Here is a 15,466-nt window from a genome sequence, read left to right as displayed (position 1 = left end):
TTAGCACTGGAATATTAGTCAAATTATTCTGTAAACTTATAGTAGCTTTGGTTAAGATATTTGGCGACATTCAATTCTTCGTCTTCAAACCATTTGAGGCCAATCATAGTATGGCAACTACGTATTTGTGCGACTAATTCCTTCAAATTTTTTACCTTGCGTAATTCACGCGTGTAAATGCCCGAACCATCGCCACCGAAACTTTCAGCATGGCAACTAACACAATTCTTTTCGACAAGTGCCTTGCCCGCGTTAGCGTCTGCAGATATAAGCGTTTCTGCAGATGCGAAACAACTTATTGATATTAAACAGCTCAAAATTATTGACTTCATCATTACTTCCTTACATTTCTGCATTAGCTAGTATACGCTGCTAACTTAGAAATTCTAATGCTAGCAGGTGGGTGTGAGTCATAAAAAGCTGAATGCAAGGGATCTGGCGTCAGTGTAGAGGCATTATCTCGATAAAGTTTAACCAAGGCTTTTACTAAGTCATTAGCGCTAGCATGATTGGCAGCATAGTCATCGGCCTCGAACTCATTTTTACGTGAGTAACTAGCCATTAGCGGACGTAGTATAAACAAAAAGATGGGCGAGACGAGCAAAAAGAGTATCAATGCCATGTAATTGCTGATTTGTGTTACGCCTAAGCCTGCGTAGAACCATGGTTGATTTATTAACCAGCCCAATAAAGCCAAGCCTAAAAAGCTCATAGAGAACAATAAGATAATGCGTTTGATGACATGGTGATGTTTGAAATGACCTAATTCATGCGCAAGCACCGCTTCAATCTCGTCTACATTTAATCTTTCGAGTAAGGTGTCGAAGAACACAACGCGTTTTGACGAGCCGAAGCCAGTAAAGTAAGCATTGCCGTGACTACTACGTGATGAACCGTCCATAACAAATAAACCCTGTGACTTAAAGCCACATTTTGTGAGTAAGGTTTCAATGCGGTGTTTTAGATTTTCATCTTTTAATGGAGAAAATTTGTTAAATAAGGGTGCAATAAATGTGGGATATACCGCCAACATCAAAAGATTAAACACACTCCAGATTACCCAAAGGTACAACCACCAGTATTGCCCCGCACCTTGCATAAGCCACAAAGCCGCAAATAAAATGGGTGCGCCTAGCGCTAATCCTACTAAGCTATGCTTAACAAGGTCGCTAAAAAACATGACGGGTGTCATTTTGTTAAAGCCAAATTTTTCATCCACAACAAATGTTTTGTAGTATTCAAAAGGCAGGTCAATTGCGCTGCTAACCAACATTGCACTACAAATGACCAATGCACCGCGAATGATTTCCTGTGTTGGAAGTATATTGCGCCAAATGTCATCAATCCACTGTAAGCCGCCACCTAGGGTAAGCGTTGCTAGTAACAAAGCTTGCACTACGGTTTCGGTAATGACCAATTTTGTTTTAGCAGTGGAGTAGTCAGCCGCTTTTTGATGAGCGTCCAAGGCAATACTATCTTTAAACGCCATAGGCACTTGATTGCGATTATGCTGTACATGGGCAATATGTCTGCGCGCTAGCCATATGCGAACTAGAGTCGTGGCAACAAGTAAGCTGACGAATGTATAGGTTAGGATTGATGTTGGTGCAAAAGGCATGTGTTTAAATGTCTCTAATTAATATCTAACTATCATTGATGGATAGATATGTGTAATCGTTAAATGTAAGGTGAAGTGAAATAAGTTAATATGTTGGTATTGTGAAGCATTTTCTTGATGTTAGTTCATCAAGTTTGCTTAATAACTTATATTTTAATGGAAATCATGATGGCTGAAACAACTAGTAGTACCAATCAGAATAATTTAATTTGGCTTGATATGGAAATGAGTGGCTTGTTGCCAGATTCTGACCGTATTTTAGAACTTGCTGCGGTTGTTACCGATGCGGACTTGAATGTATTAGGTGAGTCACCAGTGTTTGTAATTCATCAAAGTGATGCGGTTTTAGACGGTATGGATGCATGGAATAAGGGGGCGCATGGTCGTTCTGGCTTGATTGAAAAAGTGAAAGCTTCAACTTTGGATGAAGCTCAAGCCACAGTTCAAATGATTGCATTTTTAAAGCAATTTGTACCTGCTAATAAATCACCAATGTGCGGCAACTCAATTTGTCAGGATAGACGTTTTATGGCGCGTTATATGCCAGATTTGGAAAGCTATTTCCATTATCGTAATTTGGATGTCAGTGTGTTTAAAGAGTTGGCTCGTCGTTGGAAACCAGAAATCTACACAGGATTTAAAAAGGCCAGTAAGCACGAGGCATTGGCTGATATTTATGAGTCTATCGATGAATTAAAATATTATCGTGAGCACTTTATTGTTAAGTAAAAGTTATATTGCTAAGTAAGTATTAGAAATGGCTTAAGCAAAAAAGAGGGCGTCTGTTAAGACGCCCTAGAGGGAGGAGAAACTTGCTTTGGAGAAGCATAGTATAAATAAAGCATTTAGCGTGCCAAGTTTATAAGCTCCTTGGATTTAACAATTTTTTAACTATGTTTTAGTTATCTACAAGCAATTTTCTATATTCGGCCAAGTATTCTAAAGCACTTTTATCCCAGCTTAAATTCTGTTGCATGCCATTCTTTTGAATCTGCTGCCAAGCTTTTGTATCATTAGTGAATACATTTAAGGCTTGTTTAATACAACTTAACAAGCTTGCAGGGCTGGCTTCGCTCATCACAAATCCATTCGCCGTTTTGTTTTTAAAGGTGATGATATTGGTATCAATCACTGAGTCAGCAAGCCCACCAGTGGCGTTTACGATAGGCGGGGTGCCGTATGCCAAGCCGTACAATTGGTTTAATCCACAGGGTTCAAAACGTGATGGCATGATGAACATATCGCAACCAGCCATGATTTGATGTGATAACTGTTCGTTATAGCCAATAGTGATGCTGACTTTATTGGGATTATCATTCGCGAGATGACGGAAGGCATTTTCAAGTGCACTTTCGCCGCTCCCTAGTAAGGCTAATTGGCAACCAGCATCCACCAGTTTTTGTACGATAGGCACCAGCATATCTAAGCCTTTTTGATGAGTTAGACGACTAACTACGCCTAATAATGGTGCATTTGCATCAATTTGAAGCCCAAGTCTTTGCTGCAAAGCCTTTTTAACTTCTTTTTTGCCAGCTAATTTACTTGCGCTATAGTTACTGCTTAGATGAAAATCTGTCTCAGGGCTCCACTCCTCAGTTTCAATGCCATTAAGAATGCCTTTTAGTTCATTGCTGCGTTTGCTGAGTAAGCCTTCAAGACCAAAACCAAACTCTGCAGTTTGAATTTCCTTTGCATAGCTTGGGCTTACCGTTGTAATAGCATCCGCATAGAAAATGCCAGCTTTTAAAAAGGATAATTGACCATGGTATTCAAAACCTTCCAAGGTGAAATTGCTGTGAGGTAAAGCTAAGGTTGTCAGCCAACCTGGCGCATAGCAGCCTTGAAATGCCATATTGTGCAAACTAATAATCGACTTTGCTGGCGAGTGCTCTACTAGCTTCATATACGCTGGTGTTAAACCTGTTTGCCAGTCGTTACAATGCACAATGTTAGGTTGCCAATCAGGAATTGGGCTGTTAGGGCCACTAATCACCGCAGCTACTTTTGATAATATACCAAAGCGCACCGGGTTATCTAACCACTCCTGCCCCGTTGCATCCATATAAGGGCCACCATCGCGTTCATATAAACCTGCTGCTTTTATCACCATGACTTTGATGTCAGTATCTAAAATTGTTCCCATCATAAGTTCAGCATTTTCAATGACGGGTAAATTTTTTAGCATAGCGAGGTGATGTAAGTCATCAAGTTGCTTTAATACTGAGTGATAACCAGGCACTAAAATACGTACGTCAACATTTAAGTTCTGTAATGCGGAAGGTAGTGAGCCGCTTACATCAGCTAAGCCGCCAGTTTTTATTAATGGAAATACTTCAGAGGTGACAAATAAAACGCGCAAAATATACTTTCTGCAAAATGACATAGATGCCTTATTATATTGTATAAAATAACAGCAATGACATTGTTTCAGGGGCGAGCATGGGATTTAATGGATTTTTAGCAGTTGGCATTGGTGCTGCCATAGGCGCATGGATGCGTTGGGGATTAAGTCTCATGCTTAATGCAAGCTTTCCAGCTTTACCATTAGGCACATTAGTGGCCAATTTGGTGGGCGGTTATCTTATAGGGTTATTCATGGGAGTTTCGGTACTTTCTTCAACTTTAGCACCAGAAGTTAGACTTTTTTTGGTGACGGGATTGCTAGGCGGGTTAACAACATTTTCTACTTTTTCTTCTGAATCCGTGACTCTTTTAACTCGAGGGGAATATGGCTGGGCAACAATGCATATATTAATTCATGTATTGGGCTCGTTAGCTATGACAGGATTGGGTATATATACAGTGCAAATCATACGCAGCTAATATGCATTAGCACTAATTTTTTTACATTAAGAACCTAGCAATAAAAAAGCCCTGAAGACTCAGGGCTTTTTTATTGCTAGGTTCTCACCTTAATGCATTTTTTTACTTATTTTGTGTTTCCACCATGACTAAAGGTTCTGCGCTTGCATCTTCTTTAGCATTTTTCTGCCAGTTTGCGGCTTTACGTGGTGCTTTTGGTTTAGTCTCTTCAACAGTTGCTGCTTTTGGCGCGTCTGCTTTAGTTTCTACTAATTGCAAACCTGAAGCAGTTAAGTCAACGGGTTTCGCTTCAGCTTTTGGTTTACGTGGGCGTGCAGGGCGCTTGTTGTCCGCTTTGGCTGGAATAGCTTCTACCGTCTCGGCTTTTTCAATGTCATTATTAACATCGGCTTTAGGAGCGGGCGCTTTAGCTGTTTTAGGTTTTCTGCTACTTGCTTTGGGTGCTTCGTTCACTTTAGTTTCTAAAGCTGGTAGAGCACTTTCATTCGCAACATTTTCAACTGAAGTAATTACTTCTTGAGCATTTGGTTTGGCTTGCTCTTCTAGTTTGATCTGTTCAGTAGCTGTCATTGCCATGTCAACATTCACGTTTGGCTGATCAGCAATCATTTCCTCATTGGGAACGAAAGGACGATTGGCATCACGAGCCACTGAATCGTCGCGATCACGACGACCACGGCGGTTATTGCGATTACGACGAGTGCCAGCACGTTCACCTGTTTGCTCAGCAGTTACAATGGCAGCTGGTGCGTTACTTGCAGGAGCCTCTGACGGAACATTGGTCGGCTGGATATTACGAGGCTTTTCACCCCGACTTTGGTCTGGACGTACTTGCTCATTTTTAGCTTGCTGAGGTTTTTGTTGACGCGGTTCTTGAGGTTTAGCTTCTGTAGGGCGTGCGTTCTCGTTGTTACGAATTGGACGATTTTGTTGATTGATGTCTTTTTCTGGGCGATCACCACGGCTGCGTTCGTTGCGGTTACGATTGTTACGGTTGCGACTATTACGATTGTTTTCGCGACGCGTATCTTCAGCTTTTTCCGCTTCAGTTTTAGGTGTTTCTACCACGGCAGGCGTAGCACCAAAAAAGCGTTTAATTTTCGCAAAGAATGACACTTTTGGCGCAGCGACAACTTCGGCTTCTTTTTCCTCCACAATCGGCGCAGGTGCCGCAGGTGTAATGCCTTTTACGGCAGCCACAGGTCTTACTGCTTTTGCTGTTTCTTCTGCAGTAGGAATAAACGTAGTTTCAGCCGGCATTTCTACCAGTTGGTAACTTGCACGATTAGTTTCCTCATTTACATCATCATGTTTGATGCGCACGATATTGTAGTTAGGCGTTTCAAGATGAATGTTTGGAATTAGCACCACTTCAACACCCATGCGTTGTTCTATTTTGTGGATGTCAGCACGTTTTTCGTTAAGTAAGAATGTAGCGACCTCAACAGGTAATTGCACTTGAATAATTGCGCTGTTTTCTTTCATTGCATCTTCTTGCGTAATACGCAAAATGTGCAATGCGGTAGATTCAATACCGCGAATGTGTCCAGTACCGCTACAACGTGGGCAAGGGATATGGTTAGTTTCACCCAAACTTGGACGTAAGCGTTGACGTGATAATTCTAGTAAACCAAAGCGTGAAATTTTACCTGTTTGTACGCGCGCCCGGTCAACATGTAAAGCGTCACGAAGTGCATTTTCAACTTCACGTTGATTGCGTTGGCTTTCCATATCAATAAAGTCAATCACTACCAAGCCGCCTAAATCACGTAAACGCAATTGGCGAGCCACTTCTTCAGCAGCCTCAATATTGGTATTGAAAGCAGTATGTTCAATATCGCTACCACGGGTTGCGCGGCCAGAGTTAACATCAACAGAAACCAAAGCTTCAGTATGGTCAATCACAATTGCGCCACCTGAAGGCAAGCGCACTTCACGTGCAAATGCTGATTCAATTTGATGTTCAATTTGAAAGCGCGTGAATAGTGGGATTTCGTCTTGGTAAAGCTTTACACGGTTCACATTGCCAGGCATCACGTGATTCATAAACTGCACGGCTTGTTCGTGAATATCTGGCGTATCAATTAAAATTTCGCCAATGTCAGAGCTAAAGTAATCGCGAATCGCGCGAATCACTAAACTACCCTCTTGGTAGATTAAATAAGCACCAGCTTGCATTGCGGACGCACCATCAATCGCTGTCCACAACTGCGTTAGATAATTTAAATCCCACTGTAATTCTTCTGCATTGCGGCCAATACCAGCAGTACGAGCAATGATGCTCATGCCTTTTGGTACTTCTAATTGCGCTAATACATCACGCAATTCGTCACGGTCTTCGCCTTCAATGCGGCGTGAAACACCACCGCCACGAGGATTGTTTGGCATTAATACTAAGTAACGACCAGCGAGTGAAATAAATGTTGTGAGTGCTGCGCCTTTGTTGCCGCGCTCATCTTTATCTACTTGAACGATGAGTTCTTGACCTTCTTTTAATGCGTCTTGAATGCGAGATTTTCCATCTGCGCCTTCTTTGTAGTAGCTACGCGCTACTTCTTTGAATGGCAAGAAGCCGTGTCTATCCATACCATAATCGACAAAGGCCGCTTCTAGTGAAGGCTCAATACGGGTGATAACACCTTTATAAATATTGCTCTTACGTTGTTCTTTACCAGCGTGTTCAATATCTAAATCGATGAGTTTTTGACCATCTACAATCGCAACGCGTAACTCTTCAGATTGCGTTGCATTAAATAACATGCGTTTCATTTTTTTGCTCCTGTTAGGCTCAGGTGGCAGATTCAATGCTTATTAAGTAAGCGATTGATATTGAAGGCTAATTAAGGGTAGGTGCCAGAGGTGCTGGCCGAGATACTGAAGGCGCGGTGCGCAAATGTGAAATCTAACGATAAAATTCAGAGTAGGTGACAAATGTCGCAGTACTCTTAATATAGTTCTTAAAAAATGATTCTTAAAAGCTTTAGCTTAAAGAATTGCTAAGTGTGCAACTTACCTCAGTAAGTTTTTAGAGCTAGCCTCAGTTTTTAATGGCTTGTTTTAATTGAATAAATCAGATTAAAACGCGTTTATTATTTCGTTAAATCAAACTAATTATTGAAATTTATGCCTGTTGAGGCTTAAATTCGTTAAAATTCTGTCTTCAGTAAATGTAAATTTAGCTAACAGCTAAATTAAACTTTCCCTTAAGTCGCGCTTTATGTTTATTTATCTGCGGCGGCTTGAGCGCTATTTTACTTGCTGCTACTTTATAATTATGGCGAGCGGCGTTAACCAAGTGTCTGTTTTACTATTAATTACATAAGCTTGCGTTTTATAAAACGCTTTTTAAGTAATTGAGAGTATTCTTTATTATCAATTAATTTTAACCTTAATAGATAATCGTGTAAGTATAGGCTACTACAAACATTTAAGCAAAGTATGAACAATATAACACCACAAAATCAGCATCATAGTATGGATAAGTTAAAGAATAAGGTAAGTGAATTAGCGGCAGCTTTTCTCACGGTCGATGAAGCGAGCGAGGGGCAGCGTGTTGATAATTTCTTGACCAAAACCCTTAAAGGTGTACCAAAAAGCCATGTCTACAGAATTTTGCGTAGTGGTGAGGTGCGCGTTAATAAAAAACGCATTGATGCCGACTTCCGATTAACGATTGGCGATGTGGTGAGAGTACCACCAATACGTGCAACGATTGTTGAGCATGTTGAGTCAAATGTACCAGCCGTTTCTAAATTCGAAAACACGATTATTTTTGAAGATGACGCGATGTTGGTCATCGATAAACCTGCTGGGTTTGCGGTGCATGGTGGCAGTGGTGTGAGCCGAGGGGTTATTGAGCAGATGCGTTTAGAGCGCCCCAAAGCGAAATTCTTAGAGTTGGTGCACAGATTAGATCGTGAAACTTCTGGTGTACTGATGCTGGCAAAAAAACGTAGCGCGCTAGTTGCTTTGCATCAAGCGATACGTAATAACCAAACAGATAAGCGTTATTTAATGCTGGTTCGCGGTGAGTGGCTAGAAGCAAAGAAACGCGTGGTATTAGACTTGCAAAAGTATCTCTTACCTAATGGCGAGCGACGTGTAAACGTGGTGACGGATATTTCAAAAGATAAATATAATGAGCGTCAATCCTCTGAAACGATGTTTAAACTGTTAAAAAACTATAGTCATCCAGTATTAGGTAAGTTTAGTCTGCTTGAAGCACAGTTGGTAACAGGTAGGACGCATCAGCTACGTGTTCAATTGGCGCATTTAGGTTTTCAGATTGTTGGCGATGATAAATATGGTGATTTTGCCGTGAACAAATCATTAGTAAAAAGTGGCTTAAAACGCATGTTTTTACATTCATCTGTCACAAAAATACGCCATCCTTTGACCAATGATAAACTTGAGTTAGTTGCGCCGTTGCCAGCTGAGTTAAGTAAGTTTTTAGTAAAATTAGAGTCTTAAGTTCGAGAAAGAGTAAGTTTGAATGACAAAGCAGTTTGATTTAATTGTTTGGGATTGGGATGGTACTTTAGCCGATTCTACAGGGATGATTACCAATGCACTTTTAAAAGCGGCAGAGCAAGTAGGGCTGCCAGCATTAACACCTCAGGCTGCGAGTAATATTATTGGGCTTGGTTTGCGTGAATCTATTCAGTCCTTATATGGTGATATTCCTGTTGAGCAGGCACAAGCGCTCGCTGCACAATATACGACGAATTACTATGCAGGTGAAAGCGAGATTCCTCTATTTGCAGGCGCTACTGATACCATTAAGGCGCTTCATAAACGTGGATTTAAATTGGCGGTCGCCACTGGTAAAGGTCGGCGGGGGCTTAATCTAGCTTTAGAGCATTCTGGTTTAACTAAGTATTTTCACTCTACCCGCACCGTTGATGAGTGCTTTTCTAAACCACATCCGCAAATGCTAGATGAGTTGATGGAGCATTTGGTTGTTATGCCTGAACGTACCTTGATGATTGGCGATACCAGTTATGATTTGCAAATGGCACAAAATGCAGGTGTTAGCGCTGTGGGAGTGACTTACGGCGCTCAAACCGCTGAGCAATGGCAGCATTTCAAACCTGTGCAGCAGTTTTATGACTTTGCTGGTTTGAGTACATGGTTGCTTGAACATGCTTAATCCATTGATATGATGCAAGTGCTATGACACAAAACACCGTTATTTTAAAAAGTGAGGCACTTGAAGATGGTGCTAAAGGAATCAGATTTCCTTTACCTGCATTAGGTGAGTTTGTCTCAGGTTTTGTTGTGCGTTTTCATGGCAAGCCTTATGCTTATGTTAACCAATGTGCGCACGTGCCAATAGAATTAGACTGGAACGAAGGCGACTTTTTTACAGCTCAAAAAGATTATTTGATTTGCTCTACGCACGGCGCGCATTACCGACCTGATAATGGCTTTTGCGTCATGGGGCCGTGTAAAGGTAAAAGTTTAAAAGCAATTGAAGTGACTGAACAAAATCAAGAAATATTAATCAATCTAGATTCAATAACCTAGATTCAATTAAGTAGTATTCATTTAGAAACACTAAGGAAAGCTAATAATGTCAGAAGATAGCCAACAAAATACGTCGCTAAACAACACTAAGCCAGAAGATACTAAATGGCAACGTGATGCAATTGAAAAGCTTGCTGGTTCAGCCTTAACCGAACAAAGAACAGCGCGACGCTGGAGCATCTTTTTTAAGGGACTCATGTTTGCTTATTTATTTATTATCTTATTTTATGCGCTAGGCTGGTTAGGTGGCGGCAAAGCTAGCACTGGGTCACATACTGCGTTGATTGAAGTAGCTGGTGTGATTGAAGCGGGTGGTGCGGTAAACGCAGATTCGTTTATGAGCAGTCTGCACGATGCTTATGACGATAAAAATACTAAAGGCATTATTTTACGCATTAATAGCCCAGGTGGCAGCCCTGTCCAGGCAGGCATTATTAATGATGAAATTAAGCGCCAAAAGAAATTGCATCCTAAAATACCAGTTTATGCGGTAGTGGAAGATATTTGTGCCTCGGGCGGCTATTACATTGCGGCGGCGACTGATAAGATTTATGTGGATAAAGCCAGTATCGTTGGGTCAATAGGCGTGTTAATGGATGGCTATGGTTTTACAGAGGTGATGAAAAAAGTTGGCGTTGAGCGCCGTTTGATGACTGCTGGAGAAAATAAAGCGATGTTAGATCCATTCTCACCAGTGAATCCAAAACATCAAGTTTTAGCACAAGCGATGTTGAATCAAATCCACGAACAATTTATAACAGTAGTGCGTCAAGGTCGTGGTAGTCGTTTAAAAGAAACACCAGAAACCTTTAGTGGTTTGTTCTGGAGTGGCGAAGAAGGCATTAAAATGGGTCTAGCAGATGCACTCGGTAGCACAGATTATGTTGCTAGAGATGTCATTAAAGAAGATAAGATCGTCGACTTTACCGCTCAAGAAGACTTTACAAGTCGCATCGCAAAGCGCATAGGGGCAAGTATGGCAAAGGAGGTTGGTCTTGATGCGCTAACAAAAGGCATACAGTTGCGATAAGTTATAAGGGTGTAATAGATTCTGTTTGAATGATATGCAAGAAATGTGATGTAAGGGTGAACCTGTTCACTCTTACATCATTCAAATCTCTTAAAAACCTTATTCTTTTAAGGGTGATTTTATGGCATTAATACAATCTCTATAGTGCTAAATGCTTGTTACCACAACATTATTTAATGTGTACAGCTTGAGTATTTTGCTTTATAGTTACCTAGGTTAGCCACTAAAAAAATAATTGAATAATAAAGTGTTTATGGCCAAGTTGCGCTCCCTCATCAATTTTATTCTCACCATCGCTATTTGCCTTGTAGCTCTTCAGCTCAGCATACAATCTGCATACGCAACCCCACAGCACCTTCTAGGTACTTGGCATCTAATTCACCCTTATTCGGCTGATAATAGCAAAGCCGATTTTCTTGACAATCCTTTAGCATCAAAAAGCTCTGTGGTTAATAGCGTTGGCCTCACGGGCGGACATTATCTTTACATAGCTTCAATTAACATCACAAAATATGATGAATACGTACTGGACTTTAAAAATACCAGCACGATCGGAAAATTCAGGCATCAGGTATTTAATGATAAAAATCAATTAATTCATACTTTAGAAGGTGGTATTGAGAACACCGTTTCTAACCCTTATTTTGTAAGACATGGGCGTGATTTAACTTTAGCGCCTGGTCATTATACTTTAGCGACCGAGCTTATTTCCGCTAACTATTTGGCGATTCCAGAGCCTTATATTGATGATAGAGCACATTATCAAGTTGCGATTAAAGTTGGTAACGCTCTTACATTTTTTGGTTTGGGCATATTTTTGGGCTTAGGTATTTACTACGCAGCTCTGGCTACTACTCGCAACCGAAAGGTAGAGGCGATGTATGCTATTTTTATTGCGGGTAACTTTATTTTTAACAGTGCTGCTTTATTAGTATTTTCGGATATTTTAGGCTTTCACTCAATTTATTTAGTTTCCATGCCTGTTCTGCTATCAAATATTGCCTATATTCTATTTGTAATGCATTTATTGGAAATTAAAAAACACATACATAAACACTTGTATTGGGCAGGCATTAGTATCATTGCAATCATGTTGCTATTTTTAGGCTTGGCAATAGGCTATCCAAATTGGGCTTTAGAATTTTGCCGCTATGGCGTTGCAATGTTTTTAAGTTATGGGTTAATTGCTGCTATCACACAAAGCCTTAATAACAATGCCACTGCAAAGCGCTATCTTATAGCGATTGGTATCTTCTTTATATTAGGCTTGGTGGCTATCAGCCTCAATAAAATTACCAGTCAGTTTACCTATTATATTGAGCATATAGGTTTAGTTAGCGTGGCTGTTGAGGTTATTTTACTGGCGCTCGTACTCTCATTCCAATTTTCAGATTTGCATTCAGATAAACAAAAAGCGTTAGAAGAGCGCGATGCAAGTTATAAAACAGCATACTCCGATGCATTAACCAATTTACCAAATCGTCATGCCTTAACCAAAGATGTGGTGCACTTACCCTCACACGGCAGTCTTACTATTGTCGACTTAGATGGTTTAAAGTTTTATAACGATACTTATGGGCATGTTCGTGGGGATGAGTTATTAGTGAGTTTTGCTAATTGCTATCAAGATAGCCTTGGTGATGCATTTAAATTATATCGAATTGGTGGAGATGAGTTTGCAGTGCTCAGTCATGAAGGAGAAATACCTCTCATTGAAAATGCGCTGGACGAAGCGCTAGCAACCATGAAAGCGACTGGGTTTGAGTTTGCAGGTGCCAGTGTAGGTTCGGCATACAGCTATGAGGCGCATAATATTGCTAGTCTTATGAGCTTGTCTGATGAGCGCATGTATGCAAATAAACGACTACGCAAGCTTGAGAGAGATAATATACGAGCACTTTTTCAATTTAATAAATCGGTATGATTTAGGAAAACCGTATGCCAAATGACTCATCTCGTCTAACTTTAATAGCAGCCGTGGTTGCAATGATTATATTGCCCTTGATTGCCTCTTGGTTCGCTTACCCAGTCATACATTTGCCACCAGGTTTTGGGGTATTTCCCCCATTATTTGTACAAGATCCGCCAGGATTTAATCTAATAGTTTTTATAGGGGTGGCATTAATTGAAGCAGCCTTTGTTACCTTTCTTGTCTTTCCACAATGGTTTGGTTTTAAGCCAGTCGCGCCACCTCCAAAACCAACTTTAAAAGCCTTGCCTATTTGGTTCTGGCTGGGATTAGGCGTTACTTTGTTTTTTTGGTGGCTTATGTGGACACGTACTACAGTATTTGGCAGCTTGGTTTACTATGCATTTACCCCCTTATGGTGGGGTTTTATTTTTGTATTAGACGGTCTGACTTATCGCTATTCTGGCGGTTATTCGTTATTTGCAAGTAAGCCAAAGACATTTTTAATCAGTGCGATTGTGTCTGTTGGGGGTTGGTTTTTCTTTGAATATTTTGACTATTTTGCATTAGGTAACTGGTATTACCCAAACACGGTAATTCCTGGCTTAAGTCATGCCAATATTGTAGGGCTGTTTTTCATTGCTTACAGCACCGTTTGGCCAGCAGTGTTTGAGTGGTATACCTTGCTTAACGCCTTTCCTCAAATTGCCAATCGTTATTCGCAAGGTCCTAAACTGAGCTTGCCAGGCAAGCCAATGTTGTATTTAAGCTTTATTTTGTTTGCAGCAGTTCCTTTTTGGCCTTATCCGCTATTTTGGGCAATGTGGATTGCGCCGCTGATTGGTATTGCAGGCATATTAATGATGCAAAATGTTTGGACGCCATTCACCGCAATATCAAATGGCAATTGGAGCCCAACTTTACTGATTGCTTTAAGTTCGTTATTTAACGGATTTTTTTGGGAAATTTGGAATTTTGGCAGCGCACACCCAGTGCTTCCCGTCAGCAACCCGAATTACTGGGTGTACGATATTCCATATGTGAACGTGATTCATATTCATGCGGAAATGCCATTACTGGGATTTTTTGGTTACTTGCCCTTTGGCGTGCTGGTGTGGGTAGTGTTTATTTGGGCAGGTAAGGTATTCAATTTTAATTCTAGCTTGCTGGCTGATGGCAAAGGTCACTAATGGTAAATTTTACTTCCGTTATTCACTTGTAGATGGGAATAACGGAAAGCAATTACCAGCTTTTACTTAACATGGAATGTATAAAAAACCCTTCGTTACGTACTTCTGTATTATTACCAAATAATGGACTATCGTAAGTCACTTTCTTAGGTAATAAGAATTCAATACCACTGGTTAGCTTCCACGTCTCATCTAGCTTGCGAGCAAAGCCCAGTGTAATGTGGTCTTCTAATGTTGCAGCAAGCAAAGCACTCGAGTTTTTCTTTGGCACAGGATTTTTGCCATAGTTGTAGCCGGCATATAAGGTGGTTTTGTCATCATAAGCATAGGCTGCACCTAGCGCATATACGATTTGATTGTGCCAATCTTGCGGGGTGACACTTATCATAGTTGCTTGTGCAAGCGTATTTGAAGGGTCGCTCCATTTAGTCGTTACATCATTAATGGCGTCCGCCCAGTTAATCCAATTGATTTTGGCTGATAGTAATAAATCGGCATTGGGTCTAAACGCTGCACCAATGGCTACTTCGCGTGGTAGCGCAAATCCTTTAATACTAAGATTGTCATATTTAACAATGCCTAGCGGGCCAAAATTAAACTTGGCGGTACCGCCAGTCAGCGGTAATTCAGTTTTTTCTGTGTAACTTGCCCCCAAAGTCCATTGCTCGTCTAATTTATATTGAGCGCCTAGCTTAAAGCCGAAGCGGATGGTATCTGCGCCTGTATTTTCAAAGCCTGCAAAATTACCGACAGGAGGCGTGTGGTAAAAAAACTTTTGTTCAATACTTGCGTAGATTAAGCTAACCGAGCCACCTATTGAAAGTTTGTCTGTTACTTGACAACCAAGTCCTGGCGTCACTTTGGCAATGCCAAATAATGAGTTCATTTCATCATCGGTACCAAATGGCGTTTTGATATGTTTAAACTTTGCACCTGCGCCACCTTGAGAGAAAAATCCAAGGCCAGCTGTGCACGGCAAGTCTTCCAATTGTTGCGCATAACCTCCGCCAGCGAGCAAAACGTAACGATTGTCGGCATGCTGATCATTGAGTGCGTCCTTATGCGCCAAATCGGTAGTACGCAGTAATGATCCATAACCATCAAATAGCTTGCCTTTGATTTGCGCCAAACCTGCTGGGTTGGTGTTTAATGCACTGGAGTCACGCGCTACAGCAGTATCTGCACCACCCATAAGTGTTGATTCTGCTCCGTAACCAATTAAATTGATGCCGTTTGTCGCATTACTTTGTGGTGATAATGTTATTCCACAAAGGATCAATGCTATAAAATTGTTGCGTTTCATTTATTATTAATTTCCGGAGGTGATAACGTCAAATGTGTTTGACGAATATTGTGTATGGATTTTTTTC

Annotated in this window: 13 protein-coding genes; 8 read left to right on the top strand and 5 right to left on the bottom strand. The window is 40.8% G+C overall.

Annotation, left to right across the window (positions count from 1 at the left end; translation table 11 throughout):
* Positions 1–23: 23 nt before the first annotated feature.
* Together PSV17_RS09005 and PSV17_RS09000 are read right to left on the bottom strand one after the other, a co-directional pair.
* Positions 24–332: a c-type cytochrome gene (locus PSV17_RS09005; protein WP_300481743.1), complete on the bottom strand. Its 309-nt coding sequence runs from the start codon at positions 330–332 to the stop codon at positions 24–26.
* Between the two features lie 23 nt (positions 333–355).
* Complete coding sequence (locus PSV17_RS09000; protein WP_300481740.1) at positions 356–1,618, bottom strand: M48 family metallopeptidase; 1,263 nt, start codon at positions 1,616–1,618, stop codon at positions 356–358.
* Between the two features lie 168 nt (positions 1,619–1,786).
* Between PSV17_RS09000 and orn the strand changes: the two genes are divergently transcribed.
* Positions 1,787–2,347, top strand: a complete 561-nt coding sequence (orn, locus tag PSV17_RS08995) for an oligoribonuclease (RefSeq protein ID WP_300481739.1) — start codon at positions 1,787–1,789, stop codon at positions 2,345–2,347.
* Between the two features lie 169 nt (positions 2,348–2,516).
* Here the strand turns inward: orn and glgA are convergent, their stop codons facing one another.
* The gene (gene glgA, locus PSV17_RS08990; protein ID WP_300481738.1) at positions 2,517–4,001 is read right to left on the bottom strand and encodes a glycogen synthase GlgA; all 1,485 of its coding nucleotides are present in this window, start codon (positions 3,999–4,001) and stop codon (positions 2,517–2,519) included.
* Between the two features lie 56 nt (positions 4,002–4,057).
* On the opposite strand from glgA, the gene crcB reads away from it, so the two are divergent.
* The gene (gene crcB, locus PSV17_RS08985; protein ID WP_300481735.1) at positions 4,058–4,441 is read left to right on the top strand and encodes a fluoride efflux transporter CrcB; all 384 of its coding nucleotides are present in this window, start codon (positions 4,058–4,060) and stop codon (positions 4,439–4,441) included.
* Positions 4,442–4,543: 102 nt separating this feature from the next.
* Here the strand turns inward: crcB and PSV17_RS08980 are convergent, their stop codons facing one another.
* Positions 4,544–7,210: an Rne/Rng family ribonuclease gene (locus tag PSV17_RS08980; protein ID WP_300481732.1), complete on the bottom strand. Its 2,667-nt coding sequence runs from the start codon at positions 7,208–7,210 to the stop codon at positions 4,544–4,546.
* A gap of 705 nt (positions 7,211–7,915) precedes the next feature.
* On the opposite strand from PSV17_RS08980, the gene PSV17_RS08975 reads away from it, so the two are divergent.
* The 6 genes from PSV17_RS08975 (at position 7,916) to PSV17_RS08950 (ending at position 14,096) form a co-directional block, all read left to right on the top strand.
* A complete protein-coding gene (locus PSV17_RS08975; RefSeq protein ID WP_300481925.1) occupies positions 7,916–8,911 on the top strand; it encodes an RluA family pseudouridine synthase in 996 nt (331 codons plus the stop codon).
* Positions 8,912–8,933: 22 nt separating this feature from the next.
* Positions 8,934–9,590, top strand: coding sequence for an HAD-IA family hydrolase (locus tag PSV17_RS08970; RefSeq protein ID WP_300481729.1), 657 nt, complete (start codon positions 8,934–8,936; stop codon positions 9,588–9,590).
* A 23-nt stretch (positions 9,591–9,613) separates the two neighbouring features.
* Positions 9,614–9,967 carry a Rieske 2Fe-2S domain-containing protein gene (locus PSV17_RS08965; protein WP_300481726.1) on the top strand — a complete coding sequence of 118 codons (354 nt, stop codon included), beginning with the start codon at positions 9,614–9,616 and terminating at the stop codon, positions 9,965–9,967.
* 46 nt (positions 9,968–10,013) lie between these two features.
* Positions 10,014–10,997: a S49 family peptidase gene (locus PSV17_RS08960; RefSeq protein WP_300481723.1), complete on the top strand. Its 984-nt coding sequence runs from the start codon at positions 10,014–10,016 to the stop codon at positions 10,995–10,997.
* 253 nt (positions 10,998–11,250) lie between these two features.
* Positions 11,251–12,921 carry a diguanylate cyclase gene (locus PSV17_RS08955; protein WP_300481722.1) on the top strand — a complete coding sequence of 557 codons (1,671 nt, stop codon included), beginning with the start codon at positions 11,251–11,253 and terminating at the stop codon, positions 12,919–12,921.
* Between the two features lie 14 nt (positions 12,922–12,935).
* On the top strand, positions 12,936–14,096 hold the full coding sequence (locus PSV17_RS08950; RefSeq protein ID WP_300481720.1) for a mechanosensitive ion channel protein MscS: 1,161 nt from the start codon (positions 12,936–12,938) through the stop codon (positions 14,094–14,096).
* Between the two features lie 52 nt (positions 14,097–14,148).
* Here the strand turns inward: PSV17_RS08950 and PSV17_RS08945 are convergent, their stop codons facing one another.
* A complete protein-coding gene (locus PSV17_RS08945; RefSeq protein WP_300481718.1) occupies positions 14,149–15,399 on the bottom strand; it encodes an outer membrane protein transport protein in 1,251 nt (416 codons plus the stop codon).
* Positions 15,400–15,466: the final 67 nt, after the last annotated feature.

Source organism: Methylotenera sp. (genome assembly GCF_029946165.1).
In the GTDB taxonomy this organism is placed as follows: Bacteria; Pseudomonadota; Gammaproteobacteria; order Burkholderiales; family Methylophilaceae; genus Methylotenera.
Note: the sequence above shows the minus strand (reverse complement) of the source record. Positions and strands in the feature narration are given on the sequence as shown.

What these genes read in the sequence shown, in the direction of transcription:
- PSV17_RS09005 (WP_300481743.1), bottom strand. Translation starts at nt 332, where the DNA reads ATGAAGTCAATAATTTTGAGCTGTTTAATATCAATAAGTTGTTTCGCA.
- PSV17_RS09000 (WP_300481740.1), bottom strand. Translation starts at nt 1,618, where the DNA reads ATGCCTTTTGCACCAACATCAATCCTAACCTATACATTCGTCAGCTTA.
- orn (WP_300481739.1), top strand. Translation starts at nt 1,787, where the DNA reads ATGGCTGAAACAACTAGTAGTACCAATCAGAATAATTTAATTTGGCTT.
- glgA (WP_300481738.1), bottom strand. Translation starts at nt 4,001, where the DNA reads ATGTCATTTTGCAGAAAGTATATTTTGCGCGTTTTATTTGTCACCTCT.
- crcB (WP_300481735.1), top strand. Translation starts at nt 4,058, where the DNA reads ATGGGATTTAATGGATTTTTAGCAGTTGGCATTGGTGCTGCCATAGGC.
- PSV17_RS08980 (WP_300481732.1), bottom strand. Translation starts at nt 7,210, where the DNA reads ATGAAACGCATGTTATTTAATGCAACGCAATCTGAAGAGTTACGCGTT.
- PSV17_RS08975 (WP_300481925.1), top strand. Translation starts at nt 7,916, where the DNA reads ATGGATAAGTTAAAGAATAAGGTAAGTGAATTAGCGGCAGCTTTTCTC.
- PSV17_RS08970 (WP_300481729.1), top strand. Translation starts at nt 8,934, where the DNA reads ATGACAAAGCAGTTTGATTTAATTGTTTGGGATTGGGATGGTACTTTA.
- PSV17_RS08965 (WP_300481726.1), top strand. Translation starts at nt 9,614, where the DNA reads ATGACACAAAACACCGTTATTTTAAAAAGTGAGGCACTTGAAGATGGT.
- PSV17_RS08960 (WP_300481723.1), top strand. Translation starts at nt 10,014, where the DNA reads ATGTCAGAAGATAGCCAACAAAATACGTCGCTAAACAACACTAAGCCA.
- PSV17_RS08955 (WP_300481722.1), top strand. Translation starts at nt 11,251, where the DNA reads ATGGCCAAGTTGCGCTCCCTCATCAATTTTATTCTCACCATCGCTATT.
- PSV17_RS08950 (WP_300481720.1), top strand. Translation starts at nt 12,936, where the DNA reads ATGCCAAATGACTCATCTCGTCTAACTTTAATAGCAGCCGTGGTTGCA.
- PSV17_RS08945 (WP_300481718.1), bottom strand. Translation starts at nt 15,399, where the DNA reads ATGAAACGCAACAATTTTATAGCATTGATCCTTTGTGGAATAACATTA.